The organism is Streptomyces seoulensis (assembly GCF_004328625.1).
Taxonomy (GTDB): Bacteria; Actinomycetota; Actinomycetes; order Streptomycetales; family Streptomycetaceae; genus Streptomyces; species Streptomyces seoulensis.
The window spans coordinates 659,281-674,481 of record NZ_CP032229.1; the positions used below are offsets into that span (position 1 = coordinate 659,281).

Genomic DNA, 15,201 nt, shown 5'->3' on the forward strand with positions numbered 1-15,201 from the left:
GTGCCGCCCATGACCCTCACGCCCCCTCAGAACGGCGCACGGCGGGGCGGCGGCCGCCGTCGCGCGGTGCTCGCGCTTGCCTGTGTCCTCGGGATCACGGGCGGCGTCGTCCTCGCGCTCGACCTGTCCGAGGACGAGCCCCGCTCCCCCGCAGCGCTCCCCGGCCACCCCGCCCCCGGCCCCCGGGACGTCCCCTCCCCCGGAGCCCCCGGCATCGGCGACCCGCTGATGCCGCTGGACGGGAACGGCGGCTACACGGTCCGCCGCTACACCCTGGACTTCGACTGGCAGGCACCGAGAACCCCGTTCGCCGCCGCCACCACGATCAGCGCCACCGCCACCCAGGCCCTCTCCCGCTTCGACCTCGACTTCGCGGGCAACACCCTGCGCGGAGTCACGGTCGACGGCGCACCGGCGAGGACCGCCCGTCAGGGCGACGAACTGGTCGTCACCCCGGCGAAGCCGCTCGGCCGGGGCCGGACCTTCACCGTCAAGGTCACCTACACCGCCGACCCCACCCAGCACCGCCACCGCACCGACGCGATCCAGGACTACGGCTGGGTCCCCACGGCCGACGGCACCGTGCTCTCCCCGCAGCCGAACGGCGCCCGGATGATCTTCCCGGCGGACGACCACCCCAGCCTGCGCGCGCCGTTCACCTTCCACGTCACCACCCCGCCCGGCCTGACGGCGGTGGCCAACGGACGGCTCGTCACCCGCGCGCCCCAACGCGACGGCCGGGTGCGGTGGACGTACGACTCGGAGCATCCGGTCGCCCCGCAGCTGGTCCAGTTGGCCATCGGGAAGTTCGACGTGGTCGACGGCACCGGCCCGCGCGGGCTCCCCCTGCGGGACGTGGTGCCCGAGGGGCTGGTGACGGAGACCAAGGCGTACCGGGCGCTGACGCCGGACCACCTCGCATGGCTGGAGCAGCGGCTCGGCCCGTACCCGTTCCGGCGCTACGGCGTGCTGGTGGGCGACGGCGAGCTGCCGGTGGCGCTGGAGACGCAGTCCCTCTCGGTGGTGCCGAGCGGGGACCTGCTGGGGGATCAGGTCGCCGCCGAACGCAATCTCGTACACGAGCTGACTCACCACTGGACCGGGGACAGCGTGGCCGTCCGCCGCTGGTCGGACCTGTGGCTGAGCGAGGGTCACGCCCGTTTCTACGAGCTGCTGTACGCCGACACGCGGGGCGGTCCGAGCCTGGCGGACATGATGCGTTCGGCCTACGAGCAGCACGACCAGTGGCGGCACGACGACGGCGCCCCCGCCGAGCCGCACGAGGAGGGCCTGTTCCGGCAGATGCGCTACGACGGCTCGGCGCTGGTGCTGTACGCGCTGCGGGAGAAGGTCGGCGCGGACACCTTCGAGCGCGTCGAGAAAGCCTGGGTGACGACGTATCGGGGACGGGTGGCCGGCACCCGGGACTTCATCGCGCTGGCCTCGAAGGTGGCGGGACAGGACCTGACGGGCTTTCTGACCCCGTGGCTGTACGGGTCGCACACCCCGCCCATGCCGAACCGCCCGGACTGGCGGGTGGACCCGGTCGAGGAGGGGTGAGGTGTGCGGGGGTGAAGCGCTGCCCCCACCCGGCGGGGTCCGCTGCCGCCGACCGGGTGGCCTGAGCGCGGGGGCTGGTCCACGCCAGTGACGCTCGGCGCGACGCGGCGCGCGAGGCAAGGAAACGTGAGCGGGGTGACATGCGGGGCGCGCCCTCCTTCGCGCCCTGGCCGCATGTCCCGGCCGCGCCGAACCTCGTTGGAGCCACCCGTATGAGAAAACGCGTCGCCCCCCGCCTGTCCAGTGCCATGCGCGGGCATCGGCGGATCGTCTGCGTGACCGCCGCGTCGGCGGCGCTTCTGGTGCCCTTGCTGATCGACCGCTCGGAGGACTCCGGCGGTCCGAACGACCAACGCCTCCAGGACGACTACACCGCCGCCGCGAAGGAGTTCCACGTCCCCCGCAGCGTCCTGATGGGGGTGTCCTACCTCCAGTCCCGGTGGGACTCCCACCAGGGCGCGCCGAGCGTCATCGGCGGCTACGGGCCGATGCACCTGGTCGACTCCGCCGGGCCGCCGGCCGCCACCCCGCCGCACCATGTGACACCCCATCCGAAGGTGCAGAAGCCCAGCCCCTCCCCGGCGCAGAAGGCGGCCGAGGAGGCCCGGCGCTCCGCCGACCTGCGGCGGGCGGCCGACCTCGTCGGTCTCCCGGTGGAGCGGCTGCGCACGGACGACGCCGCGAACGTGCGCGGTGGCGCGGCCCTCCTCGCGGCGGCGCAGCAGAAGCTCGGCAAGCCGCTCAGCAACGACCCGGCCGACTGGTGGGACGCGGTCTCGCGCTTCCCGGGCTCCAGCGACGCGGGGTCGGCGGCGACCTATGCCAACGATGTCTTCGACATCATCCGCAAGGGCGCGAACCGCGTCACGGACGCCGGTCAGCATGTCGTCCTGGCCGCGAGCCCCCAGGTGCGCCCGAAGGCCGGGGCAGCGGGCGCGTCCCGCTCGAAGAACGTGGAGTGCCCGGCGGAGCTGTCGTGCTCCTGGCTGAGCGCGCCGTACGTACGGATCGACGATGAGGCGTACGGCAACCACGACCTGGCCGACCGGCCCAAGGACCAGAAGATCGAGTACATCGTCATCCATGACACCGAGGCGCCGCTGGCCTCGATGCTGCTGACCGTCCAGGACCCGACGGAGGCGTCCTGGCACTACTCGATCCGGTCCAGCGACGGCAGTGTCACCCAGCACGTCAAGACCAAGGACGCGGCCTGGCACTCGGGCAGCCAGTTCGTGAACGGCCGCTCGATCGGCATCGAGCACGAGGGCTTCCTGCGGCAGCCGGACGCCTGGTACACGGAGCAGATGTACCGTTCCTCGGCCCGGCTGGTGAAGTACCTGACGAAGAAGTACGACATCCCGCTGGACCGTCAGCATATCTTCGGCCACGACAACGTGCCGGCGCCGACCGAGGACACCATCCCGGACATGCACGACGACCCGGGCCCGTTCTGGGACTGGCGGCACTACTTCGACCTGCTGGGCGCGCCGCTGAAGGCGACGGCGGGCCCGGACAGCGACGCGGTGATGATCCTTCCGGAGTACGCCAAGCACAAGCCGGTGTTCACCGGGTGTGTGGAGAGCGGCGAGAAGTGCGCGCCGCACGGCTCCAGCGCGGTCCGGCTGCACACCGAGCCGAGCGAGGACTCCGGGCTGATCCAGGACCCGGGCCGCAAGCCGGACGGTGACGACACCACGGTGGATGTCAACGACCTGGGTTCGCGGGTGTCGGCGGGCCAGCAGTTCGCGGTGGCCGGGCGGCAGGGCGACTGGACGGCGATCTGGTTCCAGGGTCACAAGGCGTGGTTCAAGAACCCGAAGGACCAGCCGACGGCCGTAGGCGAGCGGGCCCGGACCATCACGCCGAAGCAGGGCCGCCACGAGATCCCGGTGTTCGGGCGGGCGCTCCCGGAGGAGTCGGCGTACCCCGACGGGATGGACGAGCAGCAGGAGGCGCCGCTGCCGTACACGATCCAGGAGGGTCAGCGGTATGTGACCCAGTCGGTCGTGCACGGCACCTACGTCGACCGGTCCTCATTCGGCGACGCCCCGGCGCCGGTGGTGAAGGGGCAGGAGGAGTACTACGAGATCCAGCTCGACCACCGGCTCGCCTACGTGCGGGCGAGCGACGTGGACGTGAAGGAGCCTCCGGCGGCCGCCGGTGCGCCGAAACCGGCCAAGCCGAAGTCCAGGAACTGACACACTGCGGCCGGGGCCGGACCCACGAGGTCCGGCCCCGGCCGCTTGCCTGCCCCGACCGGCGAAGGAGACATGTGATGTCCGTACGGCGTGTGGTGCCGAACCTCCCGGCGGCCGCGCGGGAGGAGAGCGTGGCGTTCTACGGGGTGCTGGGGCTGGAGCGGCTCATGGACCACGGCTGGATCACCACCCTGGGCTCGCCCGCGAACCCCGTCGCGCAACTGAGCCTGATGGACGAGGACCGCACGGCCCCGGTGGCCCCGGATCTGAGCATCGAGGTGGACGACGTGGACGCGGTGTACGCGGCGTTCCTGGAGCGGGGCGCGGAGGTCGTGCACCCGCTGACCGACGAGGAGTGGGGGGTGCGCCGCTTCTTCGTCCGGGACCCGGCCGGCCGCGTGGTGAACGTCCTGAGCCATCGCTGACCGCTGGACTGCCTCCCGGCGAGCGCCCAGACTGGGGGTGTCGGACGCCCCGCTCTTCCTGGACGGTGACCGTGGAAACGCAAGAGAGTCAGCGCGTCGAGTTCACGCCCGAGGCGGCCGCACTGGTGCGGAGGCTGCGCGAGCAGCACGGTCCGCTGATGTTCCACCAGTCCGGCGGCTGCTGCGACGGCAGCGCGCCCATGTGCTACCCCGAGGGCGAGTTCCGTACCGGCGCCTCCGACGTCCTGCTGGCCGAACTGGCCCTGGACGGTGTCCCGGAACCGGTCGGCTTCTGGATGTCGAGGTCCCAGCACGAGCTCTGGAGCCACACCCGGCTCATCGTGGACGTGGTCCCCGGCCGGGGCGGCGGGTTCTCCCTGGAGGCCCCGGAGGGCGTCCGCTTCCTGATCCGCTCCCGGGTGATCGGCGGCTGACCGGCGTCACGGCCGCAGCCCGCTCACCAGATCCGCGGTGGCCGTGAGGCCGTTGCTGATGGTGGGGGCCATGCTGGTGCTGGCCAGGTAGAAGCCGAGCATCATGCAGACCAGGGCGTGGGAGATCTTCAGCGCGCCGTTGCGCATGAAGACCACTGCCAGGATCAGGAGCAGCAGCACCACTGAGATGGAAACAGCCATCGGAACCTCCTCCGCCACGCCCGGTGTGCGGCGTTCGGCCGCAAGTGTGGCGTAGCGGAGGGGTGTTCCGGGGCGCTGACGTGTCCCCCGTAAGGGTGGTGTCAGCCCGACGCGGGAATCGGGAGGTCCGCCAGGCCGGCGACGGCCTCGCGGTGGGCGCCCGCGCTGCCGTAGGCGAGGGAGTCGGCCTTGGCCCGCTTCAGATACAGGTGGACGGGGTGTTCCCAGGTCATGCCGAGGCCGCCGTGCAGTTGCAGCGCCTCCTCGGTGGCGTGGACGGCGACGGGCGAGGCGTAGGACTGCGCGACGGCGACGGTGAGGCCGGTGTCGTGGCCCGTGGTGAGCGCGTCGGCGGCGGCGCGGGCGGCCGCGCGGAGGCTGACCACCTCCAGCCAGAGCTGGGCGAGCCGGTGCTTGAGCGCCTGGAATCCGCCGACCGGCCGGTTGAACTGCTTGCGCTCCTTCAGATAGCGCACGGTCTCGGTCAACGCCCAGTCGGCGACGCCCAGTTGCTCGGAGGCGAGCAGTCCGGCACCGGCCCGCAGCGCACGCCGCACGGCGGGTTCGGCGGGGCCCAGGGAGCGGCCGGGGGCGCCGTCGAGGGTGACGGTGGCGAGCGGGCGGGTGAGGTCGAGCGGGATCCGCGGGGTGCGGGTGACCGCGTCGGCGGCGACCGCGTAGAGGTTGTCGTCGTCAGCCGGGACGAGCAGCACGTCGGCCGCGACCGCGTCCGCGACGGAGGTCAACTCCCCGTGCAGCGAGCCGCCTTCGACCCGCGCGGTGGCGAAGGGGGCGCCGGGCGCGGTGGTCAGGGAGACGGCGAGCGCGCCCACGGTGCGGCCGGAGGCGAGCCGCTCCAGCAGTTCGGCGTCGTCGCAGGCGAGCAGCGCCTCGGTGGCGACCACCGCGCTGGTGAGGTACGGCACGGGGGCGACGGCCCGCCCCAACTCCTCCAGCACGACGGCGACTTCGCGGTGCGAGGCGCCCTGGCCGCCCCGCACCTCGGGGATCAGCAGCCCCGCCAGGCCCATGCCCTCCGCGAGCTGCTTCCACAGGGCGGGGTCGTACGGGGTGTCCGACTCGGTGCGGGCGATCACCGCGGCGGGCCCGCAGTGGTCGGTGAGCAGGTCGCGGACGGCGGCGCGCAGCGCCTCCTCCTCCTCGGAGTAGAGGAGGTCGGGCTCGGCGTTCGGCGTGCTCATCGGGCCAGGTCCTTCCAGGGGACGTCCTTGTCGGTGCGCGGTTCGGCGGGCAGGCCGAGGACGCGCTCGGCGACGATGTTCAGCAGGACCTCGCTGGTCCCGCCCTCGATGCTGTTGCCCTTGGAGCGCAGATAGCGGTATCCGGCGTCGCGCCCGGTGAAGTCGACCAGTTCGGGGCGGCGCATGGTCCAGTCGTCGTACAACAGCCCCTCCTCGCCCCGGAGTTCGACCTCCAGGCCGCTGATCTCCTGGTTGAGGCGGGCGAAGGCGAGCTTCATGCCGGAGCCCTCGTAGCCGGGCTGGCCCGCGTTGAGCTGCTGGCGGAGGCGTTCGGCGGTGAGGCGGGACACCTCGGCCTCGATCCAGAGCTTCACGAGTCGCTGGTGCAGTTCGTGGGTGCGCAGTGCGGGGCGTTCCCGCCAGGTCTTCGCGACCGGGCCGATCATGCCGCCCTCGCGGGGCAGGCGCATGCCGCCGATGGAGACGCGTTCGTTCATCAGCGTGGTCTGGGCCACCCGCCAGCCGTCGCCGACCTCGCCGAGGCGGTGACTGTCGGGGATGCGGACGCCGGTGAGGAAGACCTCGTTGAACTCGGCCTCGCCGGTGATCTGGCGCAGCGGCCGGACCTCCACGCCGGGGTCGGTCATGTCGCAGACGAAGTAGGTGATGCCCGCGTGCTTGGGCGCGTCCGGGTCGGTGCGGGCGATGAGGATGGCCCAGCGGGCCAGGTGGGCGCTGGAGGTCCACACCTTCTGCCCGTCGATCACCCAGTCCTCGCCCTCCCGGACGGCACGGGTGCCGAGCGCGGCCAGGTCGGAACCGGCGCCGGGCTCGCTGAACAGCTGGCACCACACCTCCTCACCGGTCCACAGCGGGCGCAGGAAGCGGGCCTTCTGCTCGTCGGTGCCGTAGCGCAGCACGGTCGGGGCGGCCATGCCGAGGCCGATGCCGATGCGGCGCGGGTCGTTGTCGGGGGCGCCGACGGCGGCCAGCTCCTCGTCCACGACGGCCTGGAGGGAGCGCGGGGCGCCGAGTCCGCCGAGGCCCTCCGGGTAGTGCACCCAGGCGAGCCCGGCGTCGAAGCGGGCCCGGAGGAAGCCGAGCCGGTCGGTGGTGGCGGGCGGGTGCGCGGCCAGCAACTCCTGCGTGCGGCGGCGCAGTTCGGCGGCGTCGGTCATGCGGTGTCTCCGTTCTGCGGCAGGACGGCGATCCGGCCGGTGGTCACGCCGTCGGCGACCCGCTGCACGGCGTCGGCCGCCCCCGCGAGCGGTACGCGCTCGCTGACCAGCGGCTTGATCGCGCCGCGCGCGGCCAGCCCGGTCAGCTCCTCGTGGCAGCGCAGCACCAGCTTGGGGTTCTTGGTGTTGTACAGACCCCAGTGCAGGCCCAGGATCGCGTAGTTCTTCACCAGGGCGTGGTTGAGCGCGGGGCTCGGGATGGTGCCGCTGGCGAAGCCGACGACCACGATCCGGCCCTCGAAGGCGACGAGCCTGGCGGACTGCGCGTAGGCGTCCCCGCCGACGGGGTCGTAGATCACGTCGGCGCCCTTGCCGCCGGTGGCCTCCTTGACGGCGGCGACCACGTCCTCGGTACGCCGGTCCACGACGACGTCGCAGCCCAGCTCGCGGGCGACGGCGGCCTTGTCCGCGCCGCCCACGACACCGATGACCCGGGCCCCGGCGGCCTTGCCGAGCTGGACGGCGGCGCTGCCGACACCGCCCGCGGCGGCGTGCACGAGCAGGGTCTCCCCCGCCTCCAGGTGCGCCCGGCGGTGCAGGCCGAACCAGCCGGTCTGGTAGCCGATGTGCAGGGCGGCGGCCTCGGCGTCGTCCAGCGCCTCGGGCGCGGGCAGCAGCGCGCGGGCGTCGGCGAGCGCGTACTCGGCGAAACCGCCGTACGGCAGCGCGGGGTTGGCGATGACGCGGCGGCCGTCCTCGGTCTCGCCGCAGATCTCCACGCCGGGCGTGAAGGGCAGCGGGGGCCGGATCTGGTACTGGCCCCGGCAGAGCAGGGCGTCCGGGAAGTTGACGTTGGCGGCACGCACGCGGAGCAGCACCTGGCCCTCGCCGGGCGTGGGGGTCTCCACCTCCGCCAGGCGCATCACCTCGCGCGGCTCGCCGTTCTCGTGCACTTGCCATGCCTGCATGCCGGGCCTCCACGGGACTGCTTCGTCTGAACCGGGGTCCTGGGCATACTAAGCGGTCGCTTGCCGATCAGGGAACAGCCGCCGGGCAACGGAACAGCGGAACCCTCAGCCCTCTCCCTCGGACCGCCGCCCCGCCCGCGCCCGCAGATGCATCCGCTCCCCCTGCGGCCCGAACAGGCTCAGGAACTCCACCGGCCCGTCCCACGCCGACCCGAACCAGTGCGGGACACGGGTGTCGAACTCGGCGGCCTCTCCCGGCCCCAGCACCACGTCACGGTCACCGAGCACCAGCCTGAGGCGGCCGGAGAGGACGTACAGCCACTCGTACCCCTCGTGGGTGCGCGGGTCCGGCTGCCGGTCGCGGCGCGGTTCGATCACCTTGTACGCCTGGGGGCCGCCGGGGCGCCGGGTGAGGGGGTAGAAGGTGCGGCCGTCCCGCTTGACCGGCTCGGTCCGCACCCGGGGGTCGCCGACCGGCGGGGCGCCGACCAGTTCGTCCAGCGGGACCCGGTGGGCCTGCGCGATGGGCAGCAGCAGTTCCAGGCTGGGGCGGCGCAGGCCGGACTCCAGCCGGGAGAGGGTGCTGACCGAGATGCCGGTGGTCTCCGACAGCGCGGCCAGCGTCACGTCCCGTTCCTTGCGGATGCGCCGCAGTCTCGGGCCCACGGCGGCCAGCACCTCGTCGGTGCTCTCCGTGCCCGCGTCACTCGTCTCACTCATGCCCTTATTGCAGATTCGGCAAGGGGGTTTGTCAATCCGGCAGGTGTGAGCGGGGCCTTCGCGGTGCACATTGCTTGCATGCTGCTCACCCGGCTCGCTGAAGTGTCGGGCCAGGTCGCCGCCACGGCGTCCCGGACCCGCAAGACGGATCTGCTCGCGGAACTCTTCCGGGACGCGGAACCCGACGACGTGCCCGTGGTCATCCCGTATCTGGCGGGACGGCTGCCGCAAGGGCGGATCGGCGTCGGCTGGAAGGTGCTCGGCCGCGAGGTGCCGCCCGCCGACCGGCCCACGCTCACCGTGCGCGGGGTGGACGCCCTGCTGACCGAGCTGGCCTCGGTGTCCGGGGCCGGTTCGCAGGCCGAGCGGGCGCGGATCGTCGACGAGCTGATGGGCGCGGCCACCGGGGACGAACAGCGGTTCCTGCGGGGCCTGCTGACCGGCGAGGTCCGCCAGGGCGCCCTGGACGCGCTCGCCGTGGAGGGGCTGGCCCGCGCCACGGAGGCCGACCCGGCCACGGTACGGCGGGCGGTGATGCTGGCCGGCTCGCTCCAGACGGTCGCCCAGGCTCTGCTGGCCGAGGGACCCGGCGCGCTGGACGAGTTCCGGCTCACCGTGGGCCGCCCGGTGCTGCCGATGCTGGCCCGCAGCGCCTCCTCGGTCGCGGAGGCGGTGGAGAAGCTCGGCGAATGCGTGGTGGAGGAGAAGCTCGACGGCATCCGCGTACAGGTGCACCGGGACGGTGACGAGGTGCGCGTGTACACCCGGACGCTGGACGACATCACCGACCGGCTGCCCGAGGTGACCTCGGCGGCGCTGGAACTGCCGGGCGAGCGGTTCGTGCTGGACGGCGAGGTGATCTCCTTCGGCCCGGACGGGCGGCCCCGGTCCTTCCAGGAGACGGCCGGCCGGGTCGGCTCTCGGGTGGACGTGGCCAGGGCGGCCGAGGAGGTCCCGGTGTCCCCGGTCTTCTTCGACGCCCTCTCGGTGGACGGCCGGGACCTGCTGGACCTGCCCTTCACCGAACGGCACGCGGAGCTGGCCCGGCTGGTGCCGGAGCCGATGCGGGTGCGCCGGGCGCTGGTGGCCGGGCCGGAGGGCAGCGCGGCGGCGGAGGAGTTCTCGGCCGCGACCCTGGCGCGCGGACACGAGGGCATCGTGGCCAAGGGGCTGGACGCGCCGTACAGCGCGGGCCGGCGCGGTGCCTCCTGGCTCAAGGTCAAGCCCGTGCACACCCTCGATCTGGTGGTCCTGGCAGCCGAGTGGGGCCACGGCCGGCGCACCGGCAAGCTCTCCAACCTCCACCTGGCAGCCCGCACGGCCGACGGCGGTTACGCGATGCTCGGCAAGACCTTCAAGGGCATGACGGACGTGATGCTCGCCTGGCAGACCGAACGGCTCGGCGAACTCGCGGTCGAGGAGAAGGGCTGGGGGGTGACCGTACGCCCCGAACTCGTCGTGGAGATCGCCTACGACGGGCTCCAGCGCTCCACCCGTTACCCGGCCGGGGTGACCCTGCGGTTCGCGCGGGTGATCCGCTATCGCGAGGACAAACGGCCCGAGGACGCCGATACGGTGGAGTCCCTGCTCGCGGCCCACCCGGAGGTCAAGGCGTGACAGTGCGTGCGACGAAGCGCAGTGCGGGACTGCTGTTGTTCCGCCACACCGACCGAGGTCTTGAGGTGTTGCTCGGCCATATGGGCGGCCCCCTCTGGGCCACGAAGGACGAGGGAGCCTGGTCGGTGCCCAAGGGCGAGTACGAGGCGGACGAGCCCGCCTGGGAGGCGGCCCGCCGGGAGTTCGAGGAGGAGCTGGGCATCGCCCCGCCGGACGGCCCGGCGCTGCCGCTGGGGGAGATCGCCCAGCGCAACGGCAAGATCGTCACCGCCTGGGCGGTGGAGGCCGACCTCGACCCGGCGGCCATCTCGCCCGGCACCTTCACCATGGAGTGGCCGCCCCACTCGGGCCGCGTCCAGGAGTTCCCGGAGCTGGACCGGGTGGCCTGGTTCACCCCCGAGGAGGCCAGGAGGCTGATGGTCTCCGGACAGGGCACGTTTCTGGACCGTCTGGCGGAGCACTCGGGCTGAACAGGGGATCGAAGCGTTGCGGCATCGCGTGCCGCGCGCGAAGGTCGACGCACACCCCGCACCAGGAGGTCAGCCATGCCCATCGCCACGGTGAACCCGGCGAACGGCGAGACGGTCAAGACGTACGAGCCGATGGACGACGCCGAGGTGGAGCGCCGGCTCCAGCTCGCCGAGGCCACCTTCCGGACCTACCGGACGACGTCGTTCGCCGAGCGCGCCGAGCATCTGAACCGGGCCGCCGACCTGCTGGAGTCGGACAACGACGAGGTCGCCCGGATCATGACGACCGAGATGGGCAAGCCGCTCGCACAGGCCCGCGCGGAGGCCGCCAAGTGTGTCAAGGCGATGCGCTGGTACGCCGAGCGGGCCGAGAAGCTGCTCGCCGACGAAGTGCCGGACGAGGCCGACGTGAAGGACTCCGGCGCCTCCCGGGTCCGCGTGGTCTACCGCCCGCTCGGCCCGGTGCTCGCGGTGATGCCGTGGAACTTCCCGCTCTGGCAGGTGATCCGGTTCGCCGCGCCCGCGCTGATGGCGGGCAACGTCGGTCTGCTCAAGCACGCCTCGAACGTGCCGCAAACCGCCCTCTACCTGGAGGACCTGTTCCAGCGGGCCGGCTTCCCGGTCGGCTGCTTCCAGACGCTGCTGGTCGGCTCGGCCGCCGTCGACGAGATCCTCCGCGACGAGCGGGTCAAGGCCGCCACCCTCACCGGCAGCGAGCCGGCCGGGCGCGCGGTCGCCTCCACCTCCGGCGAGATGATCAAGAAGACCGTGCTGGAGCTGGGCGGCAGCGACCCCTATCTGGTGATGCCCTCCGCCGACATCGACCGGGCGGCCGAGGTCGCGGTGACCGCGCGGGTGCAGAACAACGGGCAGTCCTGCATCGCCGCCAAGCGGTTCATCGTGCACACGGACGTCTACGACACCTTCCTGGAGAAGTTCGTCGCCGGCATGAAGGACCTCACCGTCGGCGACCCCATGGACGACCACACCGACGTCGGGCCGCTCGCCACCGAGCAGGGCCGGGCCGACGTGGAGGAACTGGTCGACGACGCGCGCCGCAGCGGGGCCGACATCCTGTGCGGGGGCGAGCGGCCGGACGGCGTGGGCTGGTACTACCCGCCGACAGTGATCGCGGGCGTGGAGCGCGAGATGCGCATCCACCGCGAGGAGGCGTTCGGGCCGGTGGCGACCGTGTACCGGGCGGAGGACCTGGAGGACGCGATCCTGATCGCCAACGACTCCCCGTTCGGGCTGAGTTCGAGCGTGTGGACGCGGGACGAGGACGAGATGGCGCACTGCGCGCGGGACCTGGAGGCGGGCGGTGTGTTCGTCAACGGCATGACCGCCTCGCACGCCGCGTTCCCCTTCGGCGGGATCAAGCGGTCCGGGTACGGACGTGAACTGTCCGCGCAGGGAATCCGGGAGTTCTGCAACATCACCACCGTTTGGCAGGGAGCGTGAGGATCGCACGGATACGATCCGGTCTGTGAACGGCGAAGTGACCCTCCCTCTGATCGTGGACGAGCGTGGTGCGCTGCGGGTGTCGGCGGGCGACGTCAGCAAGTTGCTGCGCAGCGTCGGCGCGCGGTGGGTGCATCTGGTGGAGGCCGGTGAGCGGGGGCTTGATGAGGACACCGTTGCCGAGCTGACGATCGAGTTGGCCAAACTGGCCGACCGGATCGATGTGGCGTGCATCGCCCACAGCAGTGGGGCGCCGTAGGGGCTTGGGGTTCGTGGTGGGGTGCTGCGCCGTCGTGGCTTGTCGCGCAGTTCCCCGCGCCCCTTTTTACAGTGGGCCTGAGCTGCGTAGATGGCTCTTTATTACTCTCTGTTCTCGCCGGTTCGGAGTAATTCGGCGCGAGATCGTCGGCCTTCCGGGTGAGTGTGGGTGGACCACCTTCTGACCGGCGGACGAAGGCCCGCCGGACGGCGAAAGCAGGGACCGCTCATGGCGACTTTGTGCAGACCCTCGGTGTCCGTGCCGGAACACGTGATCACCATGGAGGAGACCCTGGAGCTGGCCCGCACGCACCACGCGGACAACCCACAGCTCCCGCTGGCCCTCCGTCTGATCGAGAACACCGGAGTGCGCACCCGGCACATCGTGCAGCCCATCGAGGAGACCCTGAAGCACCCGGGCTTCGAGCAGCGCAACAAGATGTACGAGTCCGAGGCCAAGGCCCGGGTCCCCGCGGTCATCCAGCAGGCGCTGGACTCGGCCGAACTCCTCACCTCTGACATCGATGTCATCGTCTACGTGTCGTGCACCGGCTTCATGATGCCGTCGCTCACCGCGTGGCTGATCAACGAGATGGACTTCTCCAGCACCACCCGGCAGCTCCCCATCGCCCAGCTGGGCTGTGCGGCCGGCGGTGCGGCCATCAACCGGGCACACGACTTCTGTTCGGCCTACCCGGAGGCCAACGCCCTCATCGTGGCCTGCGAGTTCTGCTCGCTGTGCTACCAGCCCACCGACCTCGGCGTCGGCTCCCTGCTCTCCAACGGCCTGTTCGGCGACGGCATCGCGGCCGCCGTGGTGCGCGGCCGGGGCGGCACGGGGGTGCAGCTCGAACGCAACGGCTCGTACCTGATCCCCAAGACCGAGGACTGGATCTCGTACGACGTCCGCGACACCGGGTTCCACTTCCTGCTGGACAAGCGGGTGCCGACCACCATGGAGCCGCTGGCCCCGGCGCTCCAGGAGCTCGCGGGCAACCACGGCTGGAACGCCTCCGACCTGGACTTCTACATCATCCACGCCGGCGGCCCCCGAATACTCGACGACCTCAGCAAGTTCCTGAAGGTCGAGCCGCACGCGTTCCGGTTCAGCCGGGCCACGCTCACCGAGTACGGCAACATCGCCAGCGCCGTCGTCCTGGACGCGCTGCGCCGGCTGTTCGACGACGGGGGTGCCGAGCACCGGGCGCGCGGGCTGCTGGCCGGGTTCGGGCCGGGCATCACCGCCGAGATGACCGTCGGCCGCTGGGTCGGCCGGGACCAGGAGGGGCGATGACCGACGAGACGCTCACCGGGACCCCGCCCCCGGTCCGGCAGTGGCCGGCCACCGACCTCGCGGGCACCGACTTCGACCCGGTGCTGACCGAGCTGATGAACGAGGGCCCGGTCACCCGCATCCAACTGCCCAACGGCGAGGGCTGGGCGTGGCTGGTCACCCGGTACGACGACGTACGCATGGTGACCAACGACCCGCGCTTCGGCCGGGAAGCCGTGATGGACAAGCAGGTCACCCGGCTCGCCCCGCACTTCATCCCGGACCGGGGCGCGGTCGGCTTCCTCGACCCGCCCGACCACACCCGGCTGCGCCGCTCGGTGGCCGCCGCGTTCACCGCCAAGGGTGTGGAGCGGGTCCGGGAGCGGTCCCGGGCCATGCTGGAGGAGCTGGTGGACGAACTCCTCCAGGACGGGCCGCCGGCCGACCTCACCGGCGCGGTGCTCAGCCCGTTCCCCATCGCGGTGATCTGCGAGCTGATGGGCGTACCGGCCGCCGACCGGCACTCCATGCACGACTGGACGCAGCTCATCCTGTCCTCCGCGCACGGCAAGGAGGTCAGCGAGCGGGCCAAGCGCGAGATGAGCGCCTACTTCACCGACCTCATCGGGCACGGCGCGCACAGCCCCGAGGGCTCGGTGTGCGCGCTGCTGAGCGAGGCCGTGGACCGGGACGAGATCACGCTTGTGGAGGCGGTCGGCCTCGCCGTGCTGCTGCAGATCGGCGGCGAGGCGGTCACCAACAACAGCGGGCAGATGTTCTATCTGCTGCTGACCCGGCCGGAGTTGATGGAGCGGCTGCGCTCGGACCGGGAGATCCGGCCGAGGGCGATCGACGAGCTGCTGCGGTACATCCCGCACCGCAACGCGGTCGGCCTCTCCCGGATCGCGCTGGAGGACGTGGAGATCAGGGGCGTCCGCATCCGTGCGGGCGACGCGGTCTACAACTCCTACCTGTCCGCCAATCGCGACCCGGAGGTGTTCCCCGACCCGGACACCATCGACGTCGAGCGCAGCCCCAACCCGCACGTGGCGTTCGGCTTCGGCCCGCACTACTGTCCGGGCGGGATGCTCGCCCGGCTGGAGTCCGAGCTGCTGGTGGACGTCCTGCTGGACCAGGTGCCGGGGCTGAAGCTCGCGGTGCCGCCGGAGGAAGTCCCCTTCCGCAAGGGCGCGTTGATCCGGGGGCCCGAGTCCCTGCCGGTGACCTGGTGAACCG

General features: G+C 72.1%; 15 protein-coding genes. 10 read left to right on the plus strand and 5 right to left on the minus strand.

What is annotated here, in order from left to right; genetic code table 11:
* Positions 1-9 precede the first annotated feature (9 nt).
* The 4 genes from D0Z67_RS03055 to D0Z67_RS03070 all read left to right on the plus strand — a co-directional run bounded on the left by D0Z67_RS03055 (position 10) and on the right by D0Z67_RS03070 (position 4,617).
* The gene (locus tag D0Z67_RS03055) at positions 10-1,560 is read left to right on the plus strand and encodes a M1 family metallopeptidase (RefSeq protein WP_234312806.1); all 1,551 of its coding nucleotides are present in this window, start codon (positions 10-12) and stop codon (positions 1,558-1,560) included.
* A 212-nt stretch (positions 1,561-1,772) separates the two neighbouring features.
* Entirely contained in the window at positions 1,773-3,758 is a 1,986-nt protein-coding gene (locus tag D0Z67_RS03060) for an N-acetylmuramoyl-L-alanine amidase (RefSeq protein ID WP_031181862.1), read from the plus strand.
* 77 nt (positions 3,759-3,835) lie between these two features.
* Positions 3,836-4,183, plus strand: coding sequence for a VOC family protein (locus D0Z67_RS03065; RefSeq protein ID WP_031181863.1), 348 nt, complete (start codon positions 3,836-3,838; stop codon positions 4,181-4,183).
* Positions 4,184-4,254: 71 nt separating this feature from the next.
* Positions 4,255-4,617: a DUF779 domain-containing protein gene (locus tag D0Z67_RS03070; RefSeq protein WP_031181864.1), complete on the plus strand. Its 363-nt coding sequence runs from the start codon at positions 4,255-4,257 to the stop codon at positions 4,615-4,617.
* A gap of 6 nt (positions 4,618-4,623) precedes the next feature.
* Here D0Z67_RS03070 and D0Z67_RS03075 read toward each other — a convergent pair whose 3' ends face one another.
* From D0Z67_RS03075 to D0Z67_RS03095, 5 genes are all read right to left on the minus strand, one after another.
* On the minus strand, positions 4,624-4,818 hold the full coding sequence (locus D0Z67_RS03075; protein ID WP_031181865.1) for a hypothetical protein: 195 nt from the start codon (positions 4,816-4,818) through the stop codon (positions 4,624-4,626).
* Positions 4,819-4,919: 101 nt separating this feature from the next.
* Positions 4,920-6,020, minus strand: a complete 1,101-nt coding sequence (locus D0Z67_RS03080; protein ID WP_031181866.1) for an acyl-CoA dehydrogenase family protein — start codon at positions 6,018-6,020, stop codon at positions 4,920-4,922.
* A complete protein-coding gene (locus D0Z67_RS03085) occupies positions 6,017-7,198 on the minus strand; it encodes an acyl-CoA dehydrogenase family protein (RefSeq protein WP_031181867.1) in 1,182 nt (393 codons plus the stop codon). Before D0Z67_RS03085 ends, D0Z67_RS03080 begins: the two co-directional genes overlap by 4 nt.
* Positions 7,195-8,166: an NADPH:quinone oxidoreductase family protein gene (locus tag D0Z67_RS03090; RefSeq protein ID WP_031181868.1), complete on the minus strand. Its 972-nt coding sequence runs from the start codon at positions 8,164-8,166 to the stop codon at positions 7,195-7,197. Before D0Z67_RS03090 ends, D0Z67_RS03085 begins: the two co-directional genes overlap by 4 nt.
* 105 nt (positions 8,167-8,271) lie before the next feature.
* Entirely contained in the window at positions 8,272-8,886 is a 615-nt protein-coding gene (locus D0Z67_RS03095) for a helix-turn-helix domain-containing protein (RefSeq protein ID WP_031181869.1), read from the minus strand.
* Positions 8,887-8,964: 78 nt separating this feature from the next.
* Between D0Z67_RS03095 and D0Z67_RS03100 the strand changes: the two genes are divergently transcribed.
* From D0Z67_RS03100 to D0Z67_RS03125, 6 genes are all read left to right on the plus strand, one after another.
* The gene (locus tag D0Z67_RS03100) at positions 8,965-10,503 is read left to right on the plus strand and encodes an ATP-dependent DNA ligase (RefSeq protein ID WP_031181870.1); all 1,539 of its coding nucleotides are present in this window, start codon (positions 8,965-8,967) and stop codon (positions 10,501-10,503) included.
* Positions 10,500-10,973 carry an NUDIX hydrolase gene (locus D0Z67_RS03105; protein WP_031181871.1) on the plus strand — a complete coding sequence of 158 codons (474 nt, stop codon included), beginning with the start codon at positions 10,500-10,502 and terminating at the stop codon, positions 10,971-10,973. The genes D0Z67_RS03100 and D0Z67_RS03105 overlap by 4 nt, the downstream gene beginning before the upstream one ends.
* A 75-nt stretch (positions 10,974-11,048) precedes the next feature.
* Positions 11,049-12,434 (plus strand): NADP-dependent succinic semialdehyde dehydrogenase, encoded by a 1,386-nt coding sequence (locus D0Z67_RS03110; RefSeq protein WP_031181872.1) that lies wholly within the window; start codon positions 11,049-11,051, stop codon positions 12,432-12,434.
* Between the two features lie 25 nt (positions 12,435-12,459).
* Positions 12,460-12,693, plus strand: a complete 234-nt coding sequence (locus D0Z67_RS03115; protein WP_031181873.1) for a DUF6213 family protein — start codon at positions 12,460-12,462, stop codon at positions 12,691-12,693.
* A 228-nt stretch (positions 12,694-12,921) separates the two neighbouring features.
* Entirely contained in the window at positions 12,922-13,986 is a 1,065-nt protein-coding gene (locus tag D0Z67_RS03120; protein WP_031181874.1) for a type III polyketide synthase, read from the plus strand.
* Positions 13,983-15,197, plus strand: a complete 1,215-nt coding sequence (locus tag D0Z67_RS03125) for a cytochrome P450 (protein ID WP_031181875.1) — start codon at positions 13,983-13,985, stop codon at positions 15,195-15,197. The genes D0Z67_RS03120 and D0Z67_RS03125 overlap by 4 nt, the downstream gene beginning before the upstream one ends.
* Positions 15,198-15,201: the final 4 nt, after the last annotated feature.

Excerpts from the sequence above, each read along its gene's own strand:
- D0Z67_RS03125 (WP_031181875.1), top strand. The coding sequence starts at position 13,983 with ATGACCGACGAGACGCTCACCGGGACCCCGCCCCCGGTCCGGCAGTGG.
- D0Z67_RS03080 (WP_031181866.1), bottom strand. The coding sequence starts at position 6,020 with ATGAGCACGCCGAACGCCGAGCCCGACCTCCTCTACTCCGAGGAGGAG.
- D0Z67_RS03085 (WP_031181867.1), bottom strand. The coding sequence starts at position 7,198 with ATGACCGACGCCGCCGAACTGCGCCGCCGCACGCAGGAGTTGCTGGCC.
- D0Z67_RS03065 (WP_031181863.1), top strand. The coding sequence starts at position 3,836 with ATGTCCGTACGGCGTGTGGTGCCGAACCTCCCGGCGGCCGCGCGGGAG.
- D0Z67_RS03055 (WP_234312806.1), top strand. The coding sequence starts at position 10 with ATGACCCTCACGCCCCCTCAGAACGGCGCACGGCGGGGCGGCGGCCGC.
- D0Z67_RS03095 (WP_031181869.1), bottom strand. The coding sequence starts at position 8,886 with ATGAGTGAGACGAGTGACGCGGGCACGGAGAGCACCGACGAGGTGCTG.
- D0Z67_RS03075 (WP_031181865.1), bottom strand. The coding sequence starts at position 4,818 with ATGGCTGTTTCCATCTCAGTGGTGCTGCTGCTCCTGATCCTGGCAGTG.
- D0Z67_RS03090 (WP_031181868.1), bottom strand. The coding sequence starts at position 8,166 with ATGCAGGCATGGCAAGTGCACGAGAACGGCGAGCCGCGCGAGGTGATG.
- D0Z67_RS03110 (WP_031181872.1), top strand. The coding sequence starts at position 11,049 with ATGCCCATCGCCACGGTGAACCCGGCGAACGGCGAGACGGTCAAGACG.
- D0Z67_RS03060 (WP_031181862.1), top strand. The coding sequence starts at position 1,773 with ATGAGAAAACGCGTCGCCCCCCGCCTGTCCAGTGCCATGCGCGGGCAT.
- D0Z67_RS03100 (WP_031181870.1), top strand. The coding sequence starts at position 8,965 with ATGCTGCTCACCCGGCTCGCTGAAGTGTCGGGCCAGGTCGCCGCCACG.
- D0Z67_RS03120 (WP_031181874.1), top strand. The coding sequence starts at position 12,922 with ATGGCGACTTTGTGCAGACCCTCGGTGTCCGTGCCGGAACACGTGATC.